This is a genomic window from Mucilaginibacter calamicampi, from assembly GCF_042676765.1.
GTDB lineage: Bacteria > Bacteroidota > Bacteroidia > Sphingobacteriales > Sphingobacteriaceae > Mucilaginibacter > Mucilaginibacter calamicampi.
The window spans coordinates 21,158-40,944 of sequence record NZ_JBHTHU010000021.1; the positions used below are offsets into that span (position 1 = coordinate 21,158).

Consider the following 19,787-nt stretch of genomic DNA (forward strand, 5'->3'; position numbering starts at 1 on the left):
TTGGGCTAAAGTATAATAATTGTAATTAAGGGTGCTAAAATTATGTAGATTAGACGGTGCATAAACTATGAGGCCTAAATTCTATCAGATACTTATCTTTTTATCTATCTTTTTACCGTCAGTTTTAAAAGCGCAAACCAGTCAAACTGTTACAGCTGGCAGCCAAACCGCAGTTGTGAATTACCCCGTTTGTACATGTACTTATCAATGGACAAATGACATGCCTGCGATTGGGATAGGTATAAAAGGTACAGGTGACATTCCTTCATTTACTGCAGTAAACACTACTAAGGTACCAATTACAGCAACAATTGTAGCTACACCTTTAGGGTTTCAAGGTCAACCACCTTTACTTTACGTACCTGTTACCAGTCGTAACATTGTGTCTTCAATCAACGCGACAACCAGTGCTTTAATTACCAATATACCGGTGGGTGATGGTCCGAAGGCAGTTGCCATAAGCCATGATTATAACAAAGTTTACGTTGGCAACTTTAATGCTAATAGCATAAGCGTTATCTATATGCCCACTAATAGAGTAATAGCGACCATACCACTTAATTCAAGCCCGCAAGCAATAGTGGTTAGTCCGGATAATTTAAAAGTTTATGTTTCCGAATCGTCTTCCAACGCTATAGCAGAAATTGATGCTTTGACCAATACCGTAACCGGTAGAATAACGGTATGGAATAATCCAAAGGCAATTTCATTGAGTTTTGATGGAAGTAAAATGTATGTAAGCAACACAGATGGAACTATATCTGTAATAAATACAGCAACAAAAGCGGTTATATCCACAATTGGAATAGATCCGGATCCACTATACTCTTTATTGAGTAAGGATGATAAAACCTTATACGTAATTGATGGTGATAAACGTGAAATACAAGTCATTAACACAATAACAGGTACAATTACAACTCGTATCAGCATTGGTTTAACTACCCAGGGAGGTATGGTACTAAGCCCGGATGGAAGTCGTCTTTACGTATCCAATTGGGCCGACGACAATCTGGCTGTAATAAATACAACTACTAATTTGATTATTGGCACTATACCGGTTGGGGCCGGGCCGGATGGTATAACAATAAGTGAGGATGGTAATTGGCTTTATGTGTCTAATACAAGTAATAACACCATGTCTGTTGTTAATACGTCATCATTAAATGTAACATCGTTCAATTTAGCAGGACAATCAAATTCAAGAGGTAATTTATATATACCGCGTGCCGAATGTGGCCCGGTAATTACTTTTAACATAACGGTTAATCCAACCGGACCAAAGATTGATGCTGCCGGTAATTTACAACCACTTACTACGGTTTATGGTACGCCATCATTACCATCAAGTTTCACGGTTTCATCAACAAATTTGACAGCAGATGTTGTAATTACTGCGCCGGCAGGTTTTGAACTGAGTATAGATAAAGTAGCTTTTAGTCATACGGTAACAGTTAGTTCCGGTTCTACGGGTAATATTACGTCTACACCTATTTACATCCGTTTAGCAAAAACAACATCTGTTAAAGCTGGGGGATATTCAGGTGATATATTATTGCAAAGTTCAGGTACGCCTAACGCTACCATAGCGATGCCTGCCAGTACGGTAACGCCTGCGCAATTACTGGTAACTGCAGGTAATCAAACCAAAATGCGTGGCGATGATAACCCGGTGCTAACCATAAGTTATGTGGGCTTTGTTAATGGCGATGATGTAACACAATTAGCTGTGCAACCTATGGTAGCAACTACAGCTACACCATCATCACGAAGAGGGGAGTACCCTATAACTGTAAGTGGCGGTGTAGCCACAAATTATACATTTAAATATGTAAGTGGTGTACTTGTGGTTGCCTCGGTACCCAATGGCCCAATAACTATACCTAATGCTTTTACACCCAACGGTGATGGGATAAACGATATTTGGGATATTGTTAATCTGGATAGTTATGCTAATATCACTGTAACTATATTTAACAGGTATGGTACCAGCGTTTATTTTTCAAACGGGTACGAGGTGGCTTGGGACGGAAACTATAAAGGCAGCAAAGCGCCGGCAGGCACTTATTATTACATAATAACCGGTGTTAATAAAAAAAAATTAGCCGGTTATGTAACGGTGATAAGATAATTTTTGTAAACCTGATCATAAAGCCAAAAGGCCTGCAAGTGTTTAATTTGCAGGCCTTTTGTTACTTAATAAGCATTTATTTGCGGAGAGGGAGGGATTCGAACCCTCGATACACTTTTGGCGTATACACACTTTCCAGGCGTGCTCTTTCGACCACTCAGACACCTCTCCGGGAAAATTATCGGACGGCAAATGTAATAAAAAAACCGCCCCGAAACGTCGGAGCGGTTAAAACTAAATTATAACCTAAAAACTATACTCTCACTTTCACCATCATGGCAATTGCGGTGTTATTGTAATAGAGCATATTAATATCAAATGGTTTAATACGGATAATTATTTTTGTAAAATGAAATTCGATCCCAACAACAACATCATAAGACTTTGCATGCAAGGTATGGGCATGGAAGAAACGGGCAAACCCGCCGAAGCGGCTGAGCTGTTTTTGAGAGCATGGAACGAAGCTGTAAACGACTTTGAAAAGTTTATAGCCGCGTACTATATTGCAAGGCAGCAAAAATCTCTTCCCGAGAGATTAAAGTGGTATCAAACAGCTTCGCAATTTGCCACTACAATTGATGACCCTGCAGTAAAAGGGGCATTGCCCGCATTATATTTAAACATTGCCAAATGCTACGAAGAATTGGGCGATTTTGACAATGCTAAAAACAACTACGAATTAGCAAGCGCGTTTGCACAGCAACCGGCAGACAAGGGCCCGTTCTATCACGGTACCAAAGCCGACCTGCAAATTGGCGACCTGCTGACTGCCGGGTATGGTTCTAACTACCAGGACGACCTGCTGATGAACCATATTTATTTTACCGCTTTACCCAACGGAGCGGGCCTGGCAGCGGCACTGGCAAAGGGCGACGGACGTGAACGCGTTTATATTATTGAACCGACAGGGGGCTTTGAAAACGACCCTAATGTTACAGATAAAAAATTCCCGGGCAACCCCACACGCTCCTACCGCACCGCAGAGCCACTTAAAATAGTTGGTGAAGCTACCGATTGGGTGAGGCAAACACCAGAGGACATACAAAAATGGCGCGAACGATTGGCCAATAATAAAGGCGAGATCATTAATTAATTGCTCAACGTGATCGGGCAGGCAGTTATTTTTTAAATCCTTCTGCCGTGCGAGGCGCATCAGGTTGCTGCTCGTCTAACGATGTACGGTACCTTATACAGCCTTTCAGAAAAACGGGCCATTCGGGTACGGCAATTTGTGGTTCTGTTTTTTCGGGTAGCAGCGCCCAAAGGTCTGGGTGGTGCCAGCATAGTTCGTGCCCCGTACTGTCCCGGTGTTTGCGGATACCATCCCGCAGTTTTATTACTTCCTCAATGAGTTGCTCACGCGAAAGGGAGTTTAAATCATTGTCTGCTACTACAATATTTCCCATAATGTTGATTTTAAGATCAATACCTATAGAAAGTATACAAATAAATAGCGCGACGTGTTTTTGGGCATCAGCCGCCGGGCTGGGTATTTAATAAAAACGGCAGGTTCTATGTACAGAACCTGCCGTTTTATGTAAGATGTTAAACCTAATGTTTATTGCGGAGCTAAAATCACATTATAAGTTTTAACCATTCCTTTATAATTAAACTTAACTACTGCCATGCTCTTAGCTGTTTCAGGCTGAGTGATGCTTATTTTAACAGCAGGGTTATTTGACGATGCGGTAATAACAGGTGCCTTGGTACCTGCAGTGTATTTATACATCGTTTCGTAAATATCATACCCTGTAATTCCGTTAGCATTGGTAGACCTTAGCGGAGTAGGCGGAATAGTTACTGCCTGTCCATCAACAGCGATGCTTACCGTTGGCACAACCGGGCGGGTAATGCTTTTTGTTTTAGAACTGAAACCCAGCCCCATCAGATCAAACAGCGGGTCAGTTCCTTCGCCTTCTGCCACCAAAAATATGGCATGTTTTTTACCCATGTTATCAACTATTTTGGCAACGTCAGCAGTAAACTGTGTTACTTCTTGTTTTGAGTTGGCAGGTACAACTATCTCGGCTATCTTCTTTCCTTTCCAGGTAGCATTATCCCATGGCCCGTCAACCCAAACATTAACTTTAAAAGTTTTATCTGTTTTTGGTGTAAGCCATAGGTTAAACTTGGTGCCGTTACCCGGTTTAGTTCCGGCAAAAGGTTTCAGGCCTTTTTGAGCGGTTTTAAGCCCGCCAAAACCAAAATATTTGTAGCCTATTATATTGCCGTTTTTTGCTTTCTCTATAGGCATGTGGTTATCCCAAATGTCCCATGAATCTTGCTGGATGCTGCCGTTAGAAAGATAAGAAGCATACCCGGCAGAATAATATTGGTAAGGATCAAGCCCATAAATATGGAAACCTTCTGAAGTTACTTCACCGCCTTTATATTCTCTTCCCTGGCTGTCTTTTGCGGTCCAAACACCATCCGCGGCATAGGGGTCGTAGCCGGTTATAGTAACCGTACCACCTTCTGATACCGGTTTATCATCCCATTTAACACTAACCGGCGCTACTACAGGCTGGCGTGCAAATCCAAAGCCACGGGGTGGCCTGTGATAAAATACATACCATTGGCCGTTTATCTCCTGTATACTACCGTGGGTATTATGCCCTGCATTGGTGGTTTGTAAGGCCGTGCCATCCTGGTTTAACACCGGCGCGCGCGAGTCAACTACTACTCCACCGCTTTTCCATGGCCCCAGCGGCGAGTCGCCTACGGCATAACGCAACGTGGAGTTAGAGCTGCTAACACCATAATCAGGACCGGAGTGGCCACTAAAAACAGTTACATACTTATTACCAACTTTACGGATAGAAGAGGCTTCAAAAAAGTTAAATGCTCCCAGGTCCTGACCTGCATAGATGTTTGGATATACAGCTGTCGGTTCGCGCAAAACGCCGTAGCGTGAGCTTGCCGGAATAAGCAAATTAATAGGCTGTGTACCCGGCCTTAAAGAATACATGGTATTCTGATCTAACTGCGCGGCCGATGATTTTTGGAAGCCCCAAAAGCCATAGGCGCGGAAACCAATATTAAAATCAGGATCTTTTGGATCTGTTATATATTCGATGTATACGGCAGGATCAAATCCTAATATGCTGCCCGCAACTGTCCCTTTTCCGTCTTCTGTCAGGTTAACCGGTTTAAAAGGCCCGTCGGGGCGGTCGCCTTTACATACCATAGCTTCCCTGTTACGGCCGCGACTGTGCGGATACAGATAATATTCTTTTTTACCATTTTTTCTTTTCACCTCAACCAGGTCAGGAGCATACATAACGTCCCATTGGTTATCTATAAAGTAGGTAAAGATAGGGCCCTCGTCGCGCCATTGGGTTAAGTCTTCAACAGGTGCAGACCATGCTCTGATGTCTGGTCCGCAATAACTGGTTAGCCTTAGGTCGTGCGAGCCTATAATATAAGCGCGATATTTTCCCGGCTTATCAGGATCTTCAAAAACGCGTGGTTCGCCGTCCGGAACGTGCTCCCATAAGGGTAAGTAAGGGTTGCCGGCTTTTGTATTTACAAATCTTTCCGACACTTTTTGCCTGGCAGCACCGGCCGCGCCGTTTTGTGCGTTTACCTGCATTGCGCCAAACAAACACGTAACTGCAATAAACAAAGCGAGTTGATGCCGTTTAAAAACAAAGTTTGATATCTTCATAAGGGGTTATAATTATTAATTGTAATTATAACAATAATAAATTTAAATCATAGCGCTCAATCGCTTTACGGGCAATTTTAGATACTCAATTTTTAAGAAAACGTTGTAGTTGTGTTACGGAAAATCAGTTTTGTGCTGCGATGGGGGTCTGCTTCAACACTGTGTATAAGAGGTCTAATTTTAGCGGTTTGCCTAAAAAGTCATCCATGCCGGCGGCAAGGCATTCCTGTTGTTGCTCTGTTATCACATTAGCCGTCATAGCCACAATGTGTGGCTGCCAGGCACTGTTTTTACGTATATGCCTACAGGCAGTAAGGCCATCCATTTCGGGCATTTCAATGTCCATCAACACCAAATCATACCGTTGCTTATCCAGCAGCGCGATCACTTCAAGTCCATTTTCGGCAAGGGCAGGGGCATATCCCAAACGCTCAAGGATCTTTAAAATAAGCATTTGGTTTATCTTATTATCTTCGGCCACAATGATATTTAGCGGATGCGCGGCCGCGAATTCTTTATTTAGCAGGCTATTGCTTTTAGGCGCGGCGGGAGCACCTTTGTTAAGCGCCGATAATAAAGTATGAGCTAAGGCCTGTTGCTTAACCGGCTTGGTTAACACTGACGAAAACTTTTCCCTTTCATTCCTTTCAAACTCTGCACCTGCTTTTACCATTAATATTACAGGTATTGCTGCATTGGTTATCCGCGCCGAGGTCAGAAACTGTTCTTCTCCATGTTCGGGCAGGCCCGCGTCAGTTATTATCAGATCAAAACTTTTGTTGCTGTTTATCAGATTAATTGCAGCCGGGGCATTGTTTACCGCCGTAACAGCTATTTGCCAGGAGCTTAATTTAGCGCTTAGCAACTGCAATGCAGTATCATTATCATCAACTAACAATATACGCAATCCCCGTAAACGGGTAACATCCACGGCATCATCGCGCTGCCGCGCATCGCTAACAAAGCCACAGGTTATTGTAAAATTAAAAGTGGTGCCTATTTGCGGCTCACTTTTAACAGCGATATCGCCGCCCATCAGGTTTACTATCTGCTTACAGATCATCAACCCAAGGCCAGATCCGCCATATTTACGCGCTGTTGAAGCGTCGGCCTGTGTGTAGGGTTCAAATAAGTGGGGCAGCTTATCTTCGGGCACGCCTATACCGGTATCTCTTACTTCAAAAGCAAGTTCAATTTTATCATCATAGGTTGATTTAAGGGCTACGCTTAAATATATTTCGCCATGATGGGTAAATTTTATGGCGTTACCTATTAAATTTATAAGTATCTGCCGTAAACGCATGCTGTCGCCCAGTAAGCGGGGTGGTAGCTGCTCATCAATGCTGTACAGCAGTTCAACATTACTGTTGGCCAGTTTTACAGAAAATACGCCCAACAGATCTTCCACGCAATCCAGCAACGAGAATTCGTGGCTTTCAAGCACCATCTTGCCCGATTCGATCTTTGAAATGTCCAGCACGTCATCAATCACGTTCAGCAGGGCCTCGCCACTTTGTACTATAGCCTGCACATACTCTTTTTGCTCGTCGTTCAGGTCTGTTTCCTTCAGCAGTGTTGCCATGCCCATTACGCCGTTCATAGGCGTGCGTATCTCGTGGCTCATGGTGGCCAAAAAAACACTTTTAGCCTCGTTAGCATTTTTATGCCTGAAAGCGTCTAATTGTTTGCGGTATATAACTATCAGAAAACAAATAACGATGGTGAATGAGCACATCATGGCTACAATCACCAATACATCAATATTTTCTGTTATTCCGCTCATAATTAATTGCCCAGAAAATTAGCAGGTACATAATCAATACAAAAGTACCATGCAGATCCCATATTAACAGCTTTATATTACTGCTCGCGTGTTTACTTATTTCGTTTGAGAATATAAACTGAAATAAGGAGCTGCAAAAATAGATCATAAACCCCGCAGCTACCAACCTTCCCGACCTCGTTATCAGTTCGCGATTCTTAAAGCTGCTTTGCATGGTCATGTAAGCAGTTGTAAACAGAATAATAATTATGGCGCTTAAAGGCCGCGTAAAGGTATTGAATGTATAAATGCTTTGAATAAAAGAAAAATTGATAATACAGATAACAGGGAATATTACCATTACAGCTTTTATCCACTTACCTATATCGCCCTTGCCGAAAGCATATAGGTAATAAAGCATTACCGTTAACACTTCAACAATGGTGTAAACATGCAGCAGGGGCAAGTTGTTAATGTTATGCGATGCCAAAATGCTGCCGGCTGTATTTATTATAAACGATGCGATTAAATAAACCTGCAGCGTTCGCAACGGCTTATTTAATCGCTTATAATAGATCAGGCCCGCAATAATAGGTAGTAGTGTGGCCCCGGGTACAATGTATCCCAGGTAAAACGAAGAAAAGGATCTCATTATCAATAAAAAAAATTATTAGCCGCCGTAAAGAGGACTGTCAGGATCGCAAACGTCGGGGCACGGCTTTGTAAAGTCGTACACATTTGATGGTTCGCCGCCCGGGGCACCATTCCCATTGTCTGAAGACGCGTAAAGTACATCATCGCCAAAGGCTTTACTTTCGCTCACCCTTACCAGCACCATTACAAACTTAACTTCGTTTTTTATGGTCTCTGAAAACTCGTTGTTAAGGGTAAAATACGCGCGTACACCCGCAATGCTCTCATCTGCTTCGCATTGCTTTGCCATATCTATTATGTCTGTTTTGGATATGTACACGGCTTTAGGGATTTTTCGCACATCAGAAGCGGCCGTTTTTTCCTTCATAAAATTGCGCCAGTGGGTAGTTCTTTCAATGGCGGTTTCTACAGGGATAATTACTCTTGTGGGTTCGGTCAACCGGTTTTTTGATTCCATTTTTTAGGGTTTTTAATTGTGATTGTGGTATAACAGCAAGTTTTATTTTGCCTGTGTAATAATAATGGAATTTACTTAAAAAAATAATATTGATGCAAGTAAGTTGAGCAGATAAAAGTGCGATTCCTTCCGGACGAAAATAATTCACTATTATGCGTATAAAAAAAATGAAATGGAATTTACAGAAATTGACAATACAGGCATAACAGAAATAATTGCAGACGGCATAATCATCAATAATGTAGAAGACGGAACAGACCTGGTAGGAAACATCCGCTATCAAGGATACGACAAGGTGATAATACGTAAGGCCAATATCACTCCCGATTTTTTCGACCTCAAAACAAAACTGGCCGGAGAGATACTGCAAAAGTTTTCTAATTACCGGGTTAGGGTAGTTATTCTGGGCGATTTTAGCAAAGTTGAAAGCAAGAGCCTGCAGGACTTTATTCGCGAAAGCAATAGGGGCAAACTGGTTAATTTCTTATCCTCAAAAGAGGAGGCAGTAAGCAGGTTATCCATATAACAATTCCGTATCGCTTAAAACCAAAACACCCCACAGCCGTAAGGTTGTGGGGTGTTTTATATTGTAATATTAAATCTCTACTTCTTCACCGCATAAACATTAGCCGCTCCGGGTGTTGGCCCTGCGCTGGCTACCTGTGTTCCTGCATTGTGGGCCTTGGTTAGAGCCGCAGCAAGTGTAACACCACTGCCCGATACCTGCACCCCTGCCGCCTGCGCATTTTTAAGCGGAGCGGTTAAAGTAACAGAATTACCCGGCGTTGCAGCAGCGCCCGCTGCTGGCGGACCGCCAAAACCACGGCGTGCCGCGGTAACAGTGCCAATAATAGCTGTTTCCGTAGAAGCGCCGCTGCCTATGGTAATGGTTTGGCCAACGGCAAAGCCCGCCACACTGCTAACCGGTATCAGGGTTTCGCCTGCGTTAATGGCGGCGATTGTTGTGGTTGCGCCGGTTGTACCCACATTGCTTATCACAATATTCTCCGCGTTTGCACCAGAGCCGATAATAAGCTTTTGGCCAGCGGCAAGATTGGCTACACTTGCCACCTTGATATTATTTGAGCCCGCCGCTGCCGGAACTACAATATTTACGGTGTTTTGTACATAAAAATCGCCGCAGTTGCTGTCGCTGTCGTTACCGTCGGGGTAGCGGCCAACGCTGCGGTTGGTAAGGTCGGTAGCCGAAGCCCTTGATGGTTGAGGCCGCGCGGTTGACCACGGCAGCACTACAATGCATCCGCCCATACCTTGTTCTCCCTCCAGCGTAGCAATCTCTGTACTGGCTATAGTGCCGTTAGCACTCGAGCTGCTTTGTTGCGAGCCGTATACCATACCATCAACCAACACTTTGCCGCTGGCATCCATCAATGCTATTGAGCCTGCGTTGTTAGATAACGGAATGCCAAACCATTGGTTAGGTTGCCCCTGGTAGCCAAACGATGCATCGCCCGCGTGGTGCAGCGGTGCGCCTTCCTCATGCGCTCTGGCTACATAATTATTCAGCGTAATGCCGCTGCCCAATGCCTGCACCAGATCAGCGCTTTTATGATCAAAGCGTAACGCCGGTGTAAAGCTAATGCCGGTACCCTTTCCGAATACATCAACGTCAACCATATGATCTTTTTTCAGCGGAGCATCTAACTCAATCTCGCCGCCTGCGCCGGGAGCAGCGCCACGGGCCGGAGCGGTATACGTGCTGATTATTCTTTTAACCTTTACATTTTCAATGCGTGCACCTGTATTGATGCTTAAGGCGTCGCCAACATTTATGGCCGAGTTATCCGTTACTTTAATAACGGTTTCACCGGCTTTGGCCGCCACAGAAAGGTTAGCTTGTGTGCCTGCTTTTCCTACCGCGGTCACCATGGCCACTTCATATTTGCCACCCATGTCAATGCCTATCTTTTCGCCAACCACAAAACCTGCCGCGCTGGTAACCGGAATATTGGTTGAACCGGCCGGAATGGTTAGCCTGGAAGAAGTAGAAACCGGAATATAAACAGTGGTTGCAGGAGCGGCTGCTGTGCCTAATCTGCTTATCCTGCGGGTTTCGCCATCTACATCCAGTACCTGGCCTTCGGCCAGGCCATCTATGTTTTGAACATATATGTCGCCATCGCCCGCTTTTACGGGAGCAACTATACCAGAGGTAGCCAAACCTAGCACATAAAAACCACCGGCCTTAATTTTTGTGCCTGCCGGGATAGTAGCCATTTTAACCGCGCCCCACTCGCTGCGGGTGTTGATTAGTTTCCAGTTTGAAATATCTACCGAAGATGATGATGAATTGTAAAGCTCAACAAATTGGTTACTTAAATTATTGCCGGTGCCAAAGCGCACTTCGTTAATTTTTACCGGTAAAGCGCTGCGTACACGCTGGGTAGTAATATCAGACTGTGCGCCTGCCCAATCTGCTTTGGCGCTTAAAAATGCAAGTTCAGCATTAGCGGGGGCAGTTACTTTAAAAGTAACGTTAACCGTTGCCCCTGCCGGTACCGGATAAGTAAATGTTTTTGATGTGGTTGCGGTACCGTCAACAGTTGCTGTCCAACCTTTAAGCGGCACTATGCTTAATTTCAATCCACTAACAGGAGCGCCTGTAGTATTGGTGAATTTTACATTCACATCCTGCGATGCCTTAGGCGTAAAGGTTTTAGCGCGAGAAACGCTTAGTCTTTCCACATCATATTTAGCAGCTACTATATTGGCCTGCACGGCATCGGTAGTAGCCATTGTAGGGTATCCCGTTGTCATTACTCCCTCGTAAAATGTGCCTGATGAACCGGCACCGTTATCGCCGCCGTTACCTAATAATACGCCGCCTTTTTTGTGCATAGGATAATAGGCGCTACTGCCCGGTGTTCCGGGACGAACGCCATCATAATACGTAGTTAACTTGCCTTTTTGCGCGTCGCCGCCACGCAGATCCCACTTGTTGCCGCCACCGCCATCAACAAAAGCGCTCACAAACCGCCACCCGTCAATACTCGGAACGTCATTCTTTTTAGCATTAAAGCCAGAGAAAAGGCCCGCCTCCATGTCGGCCATTATCCATGGGCCTGCACCGTTACCACTGCCCCAGGCCGTGGCATTACCGTAATAGGTGGTTTCCATGGTGCCGGTACCTACCGCACGGCTGTTGGTTGATGAGTTGCCGTAATCAAAACAGCAACCGCTATCGTAATGCTTACCATTAATAACATAATATATCCCTTCCGGTTCATCGTTGATAGCGAGGTCGCGCGCGTTGTTGTTGCGTAAGCCCATACCCGGCATTATAAATACGCCGTATGCTTTATGCCCGCTTACGGTTACCGGTGCCATATCTGCTATTGGTAAAGCATCATAAGCGCCTTTTTCAGGGCCCTTAAATGTACCCGGAGGGGCTTCGGTCAAATGATTTCCCTTGCCCGATTGATCATATAAGGTTGTAATACGGCAGAGTGCACCGGCACAAAAAGCATCCTGTGCGGCAGCGTCGGCGTAGCCGCCTGCATCGCCATCAGTAGCCTTAACTATGCCTATATCCAATGATTGCCCGTCGCTTTCGCGCATAACCCGGTAAAGCGGGCCGTTGTAGGCTTTGTACAAAGCACGTGTGGTGCTGTGCGCAGCCACACAGGGTGTGCCGCCGCGTGCATAAATATCGCAGGTTCCTTCTGGGCGCTCAAGCGCCGCCATTGGGTTTCCTGACATGGACATTACCATCAGTGCTGAGGGTAATGTAACCGCCGTTATCTTTAAGGTTGTTAGTAGTTGATTTATCATGATAGCAATGCTTTTGGTTAATCTGCAACACCGCCAACAATAGGGCGTTATGTAGATTGTTTTTATTGAAAAACCGGTTTATAATTAGTACTAAGGTATTACAAATATGAATAAATGCCTATTTGCTTTTTTATCAAAAAAAGACTGTTTTTTATCATGGCTAATTTCAACTGTAGCCTTCGCACACAGGGGGGACTATTCGTGTGTGCTGTGTTCCGGCTTCCAAAAACCGTAACTTTTGGTCCAGCCGCGGGTTTTGTATCTGTACCAAAAATGCAGGCATAACGATGCGATAATTAATAGCGAAAAAACCAATCCGAATGAGCCGCCATTCCAAAGCATGCAACCCAGGAAAATAAACAGGCAATACTTGGTTATTCTGAACCACAGGGGCTGTGCGCGCTTTGAAAACGCCACCTGCAATTCACGCTTTATAAGTTTGGTATTCATTTTTTATGCCTGCCGAAAGCCGAAATTATTACAATATCAGAATTCAAACGAGTTGTTGGGGAGATTTTATACTAAGCTTTTAATTAGACGTTGCCGCAGCGAATAATAGTATAATTTTAGTTACGAAATAGGGATAGTTTTGATATCTAAAGCTATTAATTTTTATATTTGAGAATAAACTTAATGATATGGCCAGTTATAACCTTAATATCAACGGTAAAACCATGACCGTTGAAGCCGATTCGGATACCCCAATGCTGTGGGTATTGCGCGATCATTTAAACTTAGTGGGTACTAAGTTTGGTTGCGGCATTGCGCAATGCGGCGCCTGTACCATTCATGTTAACGGTGTAGCAACACGCTCATGCCAGTTACAGGTGGCATCAGTAGGCAATAATAAAATAACCACTATTGAAGGCTTGAGTAAAGATGGTAATCATCCTTTACAAAAAGCGTGGGAAGAAATGGATGTTGCGCAGTGCGGTTATTGCCAGGCGGGCCAGATAATGGCTGCAGCTTCCTTGTTAAAAACAAAACCAAAACCAACCGATGCTGATATAGACGCGGCTATGAATAACATATGCCGTTGCGGCACACATTACCGTATACGCAAAGCCATTCATTTGGCTGCAGAGAAAGGAGCGGTAGCGAAATGATAGAGCAAACAACATCAAGACGTAACTTTTTAAAGATCACCTCAATAGCCGGTGGCGGTATGCTGGTTGGCTTTAATCTGGTATCAGACTCAGCAGCAGCTGCTGACGACGCCGTTTTCGCGCCCAACGCATTTGTGTCCATCAGCTCTAAAGGCGTGGTAACGTTGATGTCGCCTAATCCAGAGATAGGGCAGGGTGTTAAAACCGCTTTGCCGATGATCCTTGCCGAAGAGCTGGAAGTGAAGTGGGATGCCGTAGAAGTTGAAATGGCACCGCTTAACCAACAAAAATACGGGCAGCAAATTGCAGGGGGTAGTGGAGCTGTTAAACAAAGATACATGCCTATCCGCACCGCAGGTGCTACCGCTAAAACAATGTTGGTTACAGCAGCTGCTCAGCAATGGGGCGTGCCAGCCGAAGAATGCTATGCTGAGAATGCTACCGTTATACATAAGCCAAGCAAAAAGAAATTATCTTATGGCGATCTGGCGGCCAAAGCGGCAGCACTACCTGTACCAACTGATGTAAAACTTAAAGATCCGAAGGATTTTAAAATTATTGGTACCCGGGTACCTAATATTGATAATCATAAAATTGTAACCGGGCAACCTTTGTACGGTATAGATACCCGCAGAGAGGGCATGCTTTACGCAGCCGTATCACGTCCGCCCGCATTTGGTAAAGCTTTAAAATCATTTGATGATACAGATGCCCGCAAAGTAACAGGTGTTAAAAATGTGGTAAAAGCAGGCAATGTGGTTGCCGTATTAGCAACCTCTAACTGGGCTGCCAAGAAAGGTAAAGCCGCGTTAAAAGTAGAATGGGAAGACAAGGGAAAACTGGAAAGTACTACCGACCACGATGCTAATTTTGCTGAAATGTTAAGCAAAACACCTGAACGGGCAGGAAGAAATGACGGCGATGTTGAAGCTGTGTTGAAAGACAGCAAAAATAAGATAGTTGAGGCTGTTTACGAAACACCTGCATTATCGCACGCCAACATGGAGCCGCTTAATTTTTTTGCTGATGTAAAAGGTGATAAGGCTGAGTTATACGGCCCTACACAGGTACCGGGAAATTTACGTTCATCTGTAGCAAGGGCATTAGGTATACCCGAAGCTAATGTTACCCTGGCTATGCCAAGGCAAGGAGGCGGGTTTGGTCGCAAACTGCAACCTGATAACGGCGTTGAGTGCGCTCTCATTTCGCAAGCGGCTAAAGTTCCGGTGCAAATGCTTTGGGCACGCGAGGATGATATGCAGGGCGATTTTTACCGTCCGGCATCTATGTTTAAATATCGTGCAGCGATTGGACCCAATAATGAGCTTTTGGCCTGGCATTTAAATGCAGGTGTATTAGCTGGTCCTACAGGCGGCAGGGCTGCCGCCCCTGATGCGTTTCCGGCCGCAAGTATAGTTAATTTCAGGGTTGACAACCAGGCACAGACAAGTAACATACAGTATGGCCCATGGCGTGCACCAACTGCCAACTCGGTTGCTTTTGCCGATGAAAGTTTTATTGATGAGGTGGCTCATCAAATGAAGAAAGACCCTGTTGCGCTGCGCCTGGAACTGATAGAAAAAGGTAAGAACCAACCTGTAGGTAAAGCTTTAAGCTATGATCCGGTTAAGTATAAAAGCGTTATAGACCTGGTAGTACAAATGAGTGGCTGGGGTAAAGCCAACAAGCCTAACGTTTACCAGGGTTTTGCTGCACATTATTCGTTTTCAACCTACGCGGCACATGTTGCCGAAGTTACCAAAATGCCCGATGGCAAATTACGGGTAACCAAAGTTTACAGCGCCATTAATTGCGGCAGGGTAGTAAACCAAAGCGGTGCAGAGAACCAGGTAGAAGGTGCAATTGTTGATGGTTTAAGTCATGCGCTATTTAGCAAGGTTACTTTTGATAAAGGAGCGGTTGAGCAAACCAACTTCCACACCTACCGCTTTATGCGCATGAAAGACGCGCCAATTGAGGTGATTGTGAAGTTTGTCCCTTCGGAAGATGCACCAACAGGTTTGGGCGAACCAGGCTTACCGCCGATAGCCCCTGCAGTGGGTAACGCTATTTTTGCTGCAACAGGCAAGAGGTACCGTAAGCTCCCTTTTGAATTAGGATAAATAGTTTTGTTACTATAAATAAAAAAGCGATTGGTTTAAACTGATCGCTTTTTTGTTTAACAAGAATGCATTTTATTTGCATTGACTAATCTTTTAGTTTATCTTCGGTTTAGCTCATTTTAAACCTTGTTGACGTGAAGTTATTGGCACTTAAACTATGCATACTGATTGCTATTATTAGCTGTGTTAATAATTATACCTACGCCCAGCAAACACCGGCGGTTAAACTTAGCAATTATGCGAGCGCTTTAAATAACCTGCGCGAGCTAAAACCCATTGAAAAGCTTTACCTGCAAACTGATAAGCCATATTACAACTCGGGCGATACGCTGCGATTTAAAGGGTACGCGTTAAACGCAGACTTTTTAACCCCATCTGTACAAAGTGGCATGTTGTACATTGAACTTGATGATGAGAAAGGTAAAAGCGCAAAAAGGGTAATGGTGCCTTTAGCAAATGGGTTAGGATGGGGTAATATAGCTTTGGACAGCGTTGAAGTACCCAACGGAGCTTATACCCTGCGCGCTTACACCAACTGGATGCGCAACTTTGGCGAAGACTATATTTTTAAAAAGACCATTAACGTAGCTAAAAGCGCGGATAACCCATTATTGATTAAGGCTAACTTTAAACAGCAAGGCAGCAACGTAGTGGCAGGACTACAGTTTAGTTTGCTTAATGGCGCGATACAGGCTTTTAAGGATGTTGAGCTTAAGGTAATGAACGGCCGACGAAACCTCTCAAAAGATAAAGTTATTACCGGTGCAGACGGTACGGTAAACGTCAACTTTCCTATCCCAGAAGGTAGCTCGGCTTTAAATATACAAGCTGCTGTTGCAGGTAGCGGCACGTTTAATATTCCGGTAAGCATTAACCGTACAGAAAATATTGATGTACAGTTTATGCCCGAAGGGGGGCGGTTGGTGGCCGGCCTGCCTATTAAGGTTGGTTTTAAAGCGATAAGTGAAAACGGCAAAAGTGTTAACCTAAAAGGCTCCCTATTGGATAGTAAGAATAGGCAGGTAGCCGCCTTTAGTGTCACATATGCCGGTATGGGGACTTTTGAGTTTACCCCGTTGGCAGGCGAAACTTACTCAGCGAAAATGGAGGGAATTACTAAGATGTATGTGCTACCCGCTGTTAGAACAGGCGGCACAGTTTTGTCAGTTGCAGCCATTCACCCCGACTCGTTGCAGGTTACAATATCAGCAACGGCTGATGCAAAAGGTGTATATAACCTGGTGGCCCAGGCAAATGGCATAGTTTGTTTTGCGCAGGCTATAAAACTAGACGGTGTAAGCAGAATCAGCATACCTAAAGATCTCTTCCCCACGGGCATAGCACATTTTATACTATTTGATAATTATCAGCCATTGAATGAGCGATTGGTTTTTGTTGATCATCATGATGAACTTAAAGTGAGCGCAAGCGCTGATAAACCGTATTATTTTACAAGAGATAGCATTGCGCTAACCATAAACGTAAAAGACAAGGACGGAAAGCCCGTTAAAGGCAATTTCTCGGTAGCTGTAACAGATAACAGCCAGGTTAAGCAGGATAGTTTGGGTAGCAACATACTGAATCATCTTTTATTAACATCAGACCTGAAAGGAAATATAGAAGAGCCGGATCATTATTTTAAGGCAGGCAATGAAAGCGATCTGGACAATTTGCTGCTTACCCAGGGTTGGGTGGGTTATAGCTGGCAGGAGGCTTTTCATCCCCGGTTACCTTATACTTACAAGCCCGAAAAGGAGTTTGTTATAACCGGACGGGTAAGCACTGCCTTTGGCAAGCCTATTGAAAGATCAAATGTGGTGTTAGTAGCCAACAGGCCGCTTACATTTAAAGATACATTGACAGACAACGCCGGATGCTTTATTTTTAAGGACTTGTTCCCGGTTGATACCGCGATATTTAAGTTACAGGCCCGCAATAAACGGGGCAAAGAGATGAATGTAAAAATAGATATGGACGAGTTTGCTCCGCCCGTATTTGGACAGGGCAGAATGCCCGCCCCCTGGTATTTAAATACCGACAGTATTTTATTGAATAATTCTAAAAACAGGATAGAGGAAGCCAGGGCATTGTCGGGTTTTAGGGGAGAGGGCAATGTTTTGAGCACAGTTAATATAAAAGCCAAAAGAATTATACCCGGTTCGAAAAACCTGAACGGGCCCGGAGAAGCAGACCAGATAATTGACGAAGAAGAGTTGGTAAAGGCCAATAAAATGACGCTGGAAGAGCTGCTGGTTCAAAAAATAAAAGGATTTCAAATTTTTGGTGCAGGGAAAGAGTTTACCCCATACGTGATCAATCGCAATAAAGTGAGTTTAATAATTGATGGCTTTAATTTGAACTACTTTTATACCGGCCATAGCAACAAGGAGCGTTATTTTTTTATGAAGCAATACCTTGACTATTTCACGGCCGAAGATGTTACCGGAATTGAAGTAATGTATAACCTTAAATATATCGCAAATTATAATGTGGAATATTTCAACTCGGGCGGTATAGAACAGATGAGGATGCCGCCGGCAGCCCACGCTCCAATTGCCTATCTGGAAATAACCACCCGCTCAAAAAAAGGCCCTTTTATGCAGGTAACACCGGGAACGTATCTATACAAAACTTTGCCGTTTAGCGTAGCTAAGCAATTTTACAGCCCTAAGTATACTATTGCAAATAAAACAACGGCTGTGGGCACAGACCTCAGATCAACCCTGTTTTGGGAACCTAATGTGGTGACCGACCAACAGGGCAAAGCCACCCTCTATTTTTACAGCGCTGACAAAGCAGCCAACTACACTATTATTATGGAGGGTACAGATATGGATGGGCGGGTGGGCTATGGCAAGCATCAAATAGTGGTAAGAAAATGATGTGCAGAAAATAAAAAAGGTATGCGGTTATTTAAACAGCATACCTTTTATTAAACGATATAAATTAAGCTTTAATCTTTCTTTATCTTTTTAAAAGATGGAGCCGTTTTTTTTTCTTTTTTGCTTAAAAGGCCACCCAATACACCCTTGGCTTTATCCCAAATACCGGTAACAGTATCGGTTGATACGTAGCTGGATGCTTTTTGTGAGGCAATGCCCACCAAAGCTTTCATTAAAAAGCCCGAGCCACGAAACAGCGTTTTATTTAACACCACAGGTATGATAAAGCGGGATAAAAAGCCCACCCAATCTTGCTTCGGTTCCTTGTCGTCAGATTTTGAATCGCCACCACCGGTTAGCAAACCAAAAACAGTTGATATCACTGCTCCGGGACTGCTAAAATGTTGTTTCAGCGCTATCTGTTTTTCAAACTTAACCTGTTGCAGCCTGAATATCTCAGCCCTAAGCTCACTTTGGTTTCTTATCAGCGTATTCATAGCTTATTCGTTAATTATTTTGTTGATCATCTTATCAGCTATGCGGGCTTTAATGGCCTTGCTGCTTGCTAAAAGTATCAGCACTAAAATAAGGTACAGTCCGGCTACGCAGCCAAAACCGGCCCAGAAAGATTGCAGCACATCTGCCAGGTAAAACCCTAACGCAGTACTGGCAAACATAACGAGAAAAATAACCAGCAGTGCAAGCAGGGTACCCACTATTGCAGATGCTATCACTCCAGAACTCCCGTCAATTGCCTTGTACTTGGCAATTTTTATCTGTAACTCAATGTATTCTTTTATCTGATCAATAAGAGATTGAGGTTGCGTATCTTTTTGGTCTTCCATTGATAGTAGGTTAGCCGGGCATATACATTAAGCCCGGATATTTTGTAAGCCAATCGGGGCTTAATGGGTTTACTTTAATTTACGCGTGCTCCAGGTCGTCCTGGTATTCTTCTTCAGCACCTTTAATTTTGGTTTTGATGTTCTCAACTATCTTGTCTTTTAAACCTACCAGGTTATCAATTTCGGCAGAGGCGGTTTCTTTTATTGAGTCGCCAAGGTTTTTTAATGATTCAGCTAGTTTATCGCGTGTTTCATCGCCTTTGTTAGGAGCAAACAATATGCCAAGGGCAGCCCCTGCCGCCAAGCCGGCAAGCAGCGCAACAACTACTTTTGTGTTATCTTTCATAATAATGGTTTTTTAAGTTGAA

Annotated in this window: 15 protein-coding genes, 1 tRNA gene and 1 pseudogene; 6 read left to right on the forward strand and 11 right to left on the reverse strand. The window is 44.1% G+C overall.

Features of this window, described 5'->3' with window-relative positions:
- Window positions 1-67: 67 nt before the first annotated feature.
- Window positions 68-2,131 carry a T9SS type B sorting domain-containing protein gene (locus ACFQZS_RS15810; protein WP_377101901.1) on the forward strand — a complete coding sequence of 688 codons (2,064 nt, stop codon included), beginning with the start codon at window positions 68-70 and terminating at the stop codon, window positions 2,129-2,131.
- 83 nt (window positions 2,132-2,214) lie between these two features.
- Here the strand turns inward: ACFQZS_RS15810 and ACFQZS_RS15815 are convergent.
- Window positions 2,215-2,302 (reverse strand) — tRNA-Ser (locus ACFQZS_RS15815).
- Window positions 2,303-2,843: 541 nt separating this feature from the next.
- On the opposite strand from ACFQZS_RS15815, the pseudogene arr reads away from it, so the two are divergent.
- Window positions 2,844-3,224 (forward strand): annotated as a pseudogene (gene arr, locus ACFQZS_RS15820) (NAD(+)--rifampin ADP-ribosyltransferase); the annotation flags it as partial.
- A gap of 25 nt (window positions 3,225-3,249) precedes the next feature.
- Here the strand turns inward: arr and ACFQZS_RS15825 are convergent.
- The 5 genes from ACFQZS_RS15825 to ACFQZS_RS15845 form a co-directional block, all read right to left on the reverse strand.
- Window positions 3,250-3,537: a hypothetical protein gene (locus ACFQZS_RS15825; protein WP_377101902.1), complete on the reverse strand. Its 288-nt coding sequence runs from the start codon at window positions 3,535-3,537 to the stop codon at window positions 3,250-3,252.
- 152 nt (window positions 3,538-3,689) lie between these two features.
- Window positions 3,690-5,798 carry a hypothetical protein gene (locus ACFQZS_RS15830; RefSeq protein ID WP_377101903.1) on the reverse strand — a complete coding sequence of 703 codons (2,109 nt, stop codon included), beginning with the start codon at window positions 5,796-5,798 and terminating at the stop codon, window positions 3,690-3,692.
- A 124-nt stretch (window positions 5,799-5,922) separates the two neighbouring features.
- Window positions 5,923-7,581 carry a response regulator gene (locus ACFQZS_RS15835; RefSeq protein WP_377101904.1) on the reverse strand — a complete coding sequence of 553 codons (1,659 nt, stop codon included), beginning with the start codon at window positions 7,579-7,581 and terminating at the stop codon, window positions 5,923-5,925.
- Window positions 7,556-8,212 (reverse strand): hypothetical protein, encoded by a 657-nt coding sequence (locus ACFQZS_RS15840; protein ID WP_377101905.1) that lies wholly within the window; start codon window positions 8,210-8,212, stop codon window positions 7,556-7,558. The genes ACFQZS_RS15835 and ACFQZS_RS15840 overlap by 26 nt, the downstream gene beginning before the upstream one ends.
- 18 nt (window positions 8,213-8,230) lie before the next feature.
- Window positions 8,231-8,671 carry a hypothetical protein gene (locus ACFQZS_RS15845; protein WP_377101906.1) on the reverse strand — a complete coding sequence of 147 codons (441 nt, stop codon included), beginning with the start codon at window positions 8,669-8,671 and terminating at the stop codon, window positions 8,231-8,233.
- 172 nt (window positions 8,672-8,843) lie between these two features.
- Between ACFQZS_RS15845 and ACFQZS_RS15850 the strand changes: the two genes are divergently transcribed.
- Window positions 8,844-9,197, forward strand: a complete 354-nt coding sequence (locus tag ACFQZS_RS15850; RefSeq protein ID WP_377101907.1) for a DUF4180 domain-containing protein — start codon at window positions 8,844-8,846, stop codon at window positions 9,195-9,197.
- A gap of 77 nt (window positions 9,198-9,274) precedes the next feature.
- Here the strand turns inward: ACFQZS_RS15850 and ACFQZS_RS15855 are convergent, their stop codons facing one another.
- Both ACFQZS_RS15855 and ACFQZS_RS15860 read right to left on the reverse strand, forming a co-directional pair.
- A complete protein-coding gene (locus tag ACFQZS_RS15855) occupies window positions 9,275-12,463 on the reverse strand; it encodes an arabinofuranosidase catalytic domain-containing protein (protein ID WP_377101908.1) in 3,189 nt (1,062 codons plus the stop codon).
- A 195-nt stretch (window positions 12,464-12,658) separates the two neighbouring features.
- Window positions 12,659-12,913 (reverse strand): hypothetical protein, encoded by a 255-nt coding sequence (locus ACFQZS_RS15860; RefSeq protein ID WP_377101909.1) that lies wholly within the window; start codon window positions 12,911-12,913, stop codon window positions 12,659-12,661.
- Window positions 12,914-13,101: 188 nt separating this feature from the next.
- Here ACFQZS_RS15860 and ACFQZS_RS15865 point away from each other — a divergent pair, with 188 nt between their 5' ends.
- The 3 genes from ACFQZS_RS15865 to ACFQZS_RS15875 all read left to right on the forward strand — a co-directional run bounded on the left by ACFQZS_RS15865 (window position 13,102) and on the right by ACFQZS_RS15875 (window position 18,574).
- The gene (locus ACFQZS_RS15865; protein ID WP_377101911.1) at window positions 13,102-13,569 is read left to right on the forward strand and encodes a (2Fe-2S)-binding protein; all 468 of its coding nucleotides are present in this window, start codon (window positions 13,102-13,104) and stop codon (window positions 13,567-13,569) included.
- On the forward strand, window positions 13,566-15,692 hold the full coding sequence (locus tag ACFQZS_RS15870) for a xanthine dehydrogenase family protein molybdopterin-binding subunit (protein ID WP_377101913.1): 2,127 nt from the start codon (window positions 13,566-13,568) through the stop codon (window positions 15,690-15,692). Before ACFQZS_RS15865 ends, ACFQZS_RS15870 begins: the two co-directional genes overlap by 4 nt.
- A gap of 134 nt (window positions 15,693-15,826) precedes the next feature.
- Window positions 15,827-18,574: a carboxypeptidase-like regulatory domain-containing protein gene (locus tag ACFQZS_RS15875; RefSeq protein ID WP_377101915.1), complete on the forward strand. Its 2,748-nt coding sequence runs from the start codon at window positions 15,827-15,829 to the stop codon at window positions 18,572-18,574.
- Between the two features lie 71 nt (window positions 18,575-18,645).
- Here the strand turns inward: ACFQZS_RS15875 and ACFQZS_RS15880 are convergent, their stop codons facing one another.
- The 3 genes from ACFQZS_RS15880 to ACFQZS_RS15890 form a co-directional block, all read right to left on the reverse strand.
- Entirely contained in the window at window positions 18,646-19,071 is a 426-nt protein-coding gene (locus ACFQZS_RS15880) for a hypothetical protein (protein WP_377101916.1), read from the reverse strand.
- A 3-nt stretch (window positions 19,072-19,074) separates the two neighbouring features.
- Window positions 19,075-19,419 carry a phage holin family protein gene (locus ACFQZS_RS15885; protein ID WP_377101917.1) on the reverse strand — a complete coding sequence of 115 codons (345 nt, stop codon included), beginning with the start codon at window positions 19,417-19,419 and terminating at the stop codon, window positions 19,075-19,077.
- 79 nt (window positions 19,420-19,498) lie between these two features.
- On the reverse strand, window positions 19,499-19,765 hold the full coding sequence (locus ACFQZS_RS15890; RefSeq protein ID WP_377101918.1) for a YtxH domain-containing protein: 267 nt from the start codon (window positions 19,763-19,765) through the stop codon (window positions 19,499-19,501).
- Between the last annotated feature and the right edge of the window lie 22 nt (window positions 19,766-19,787).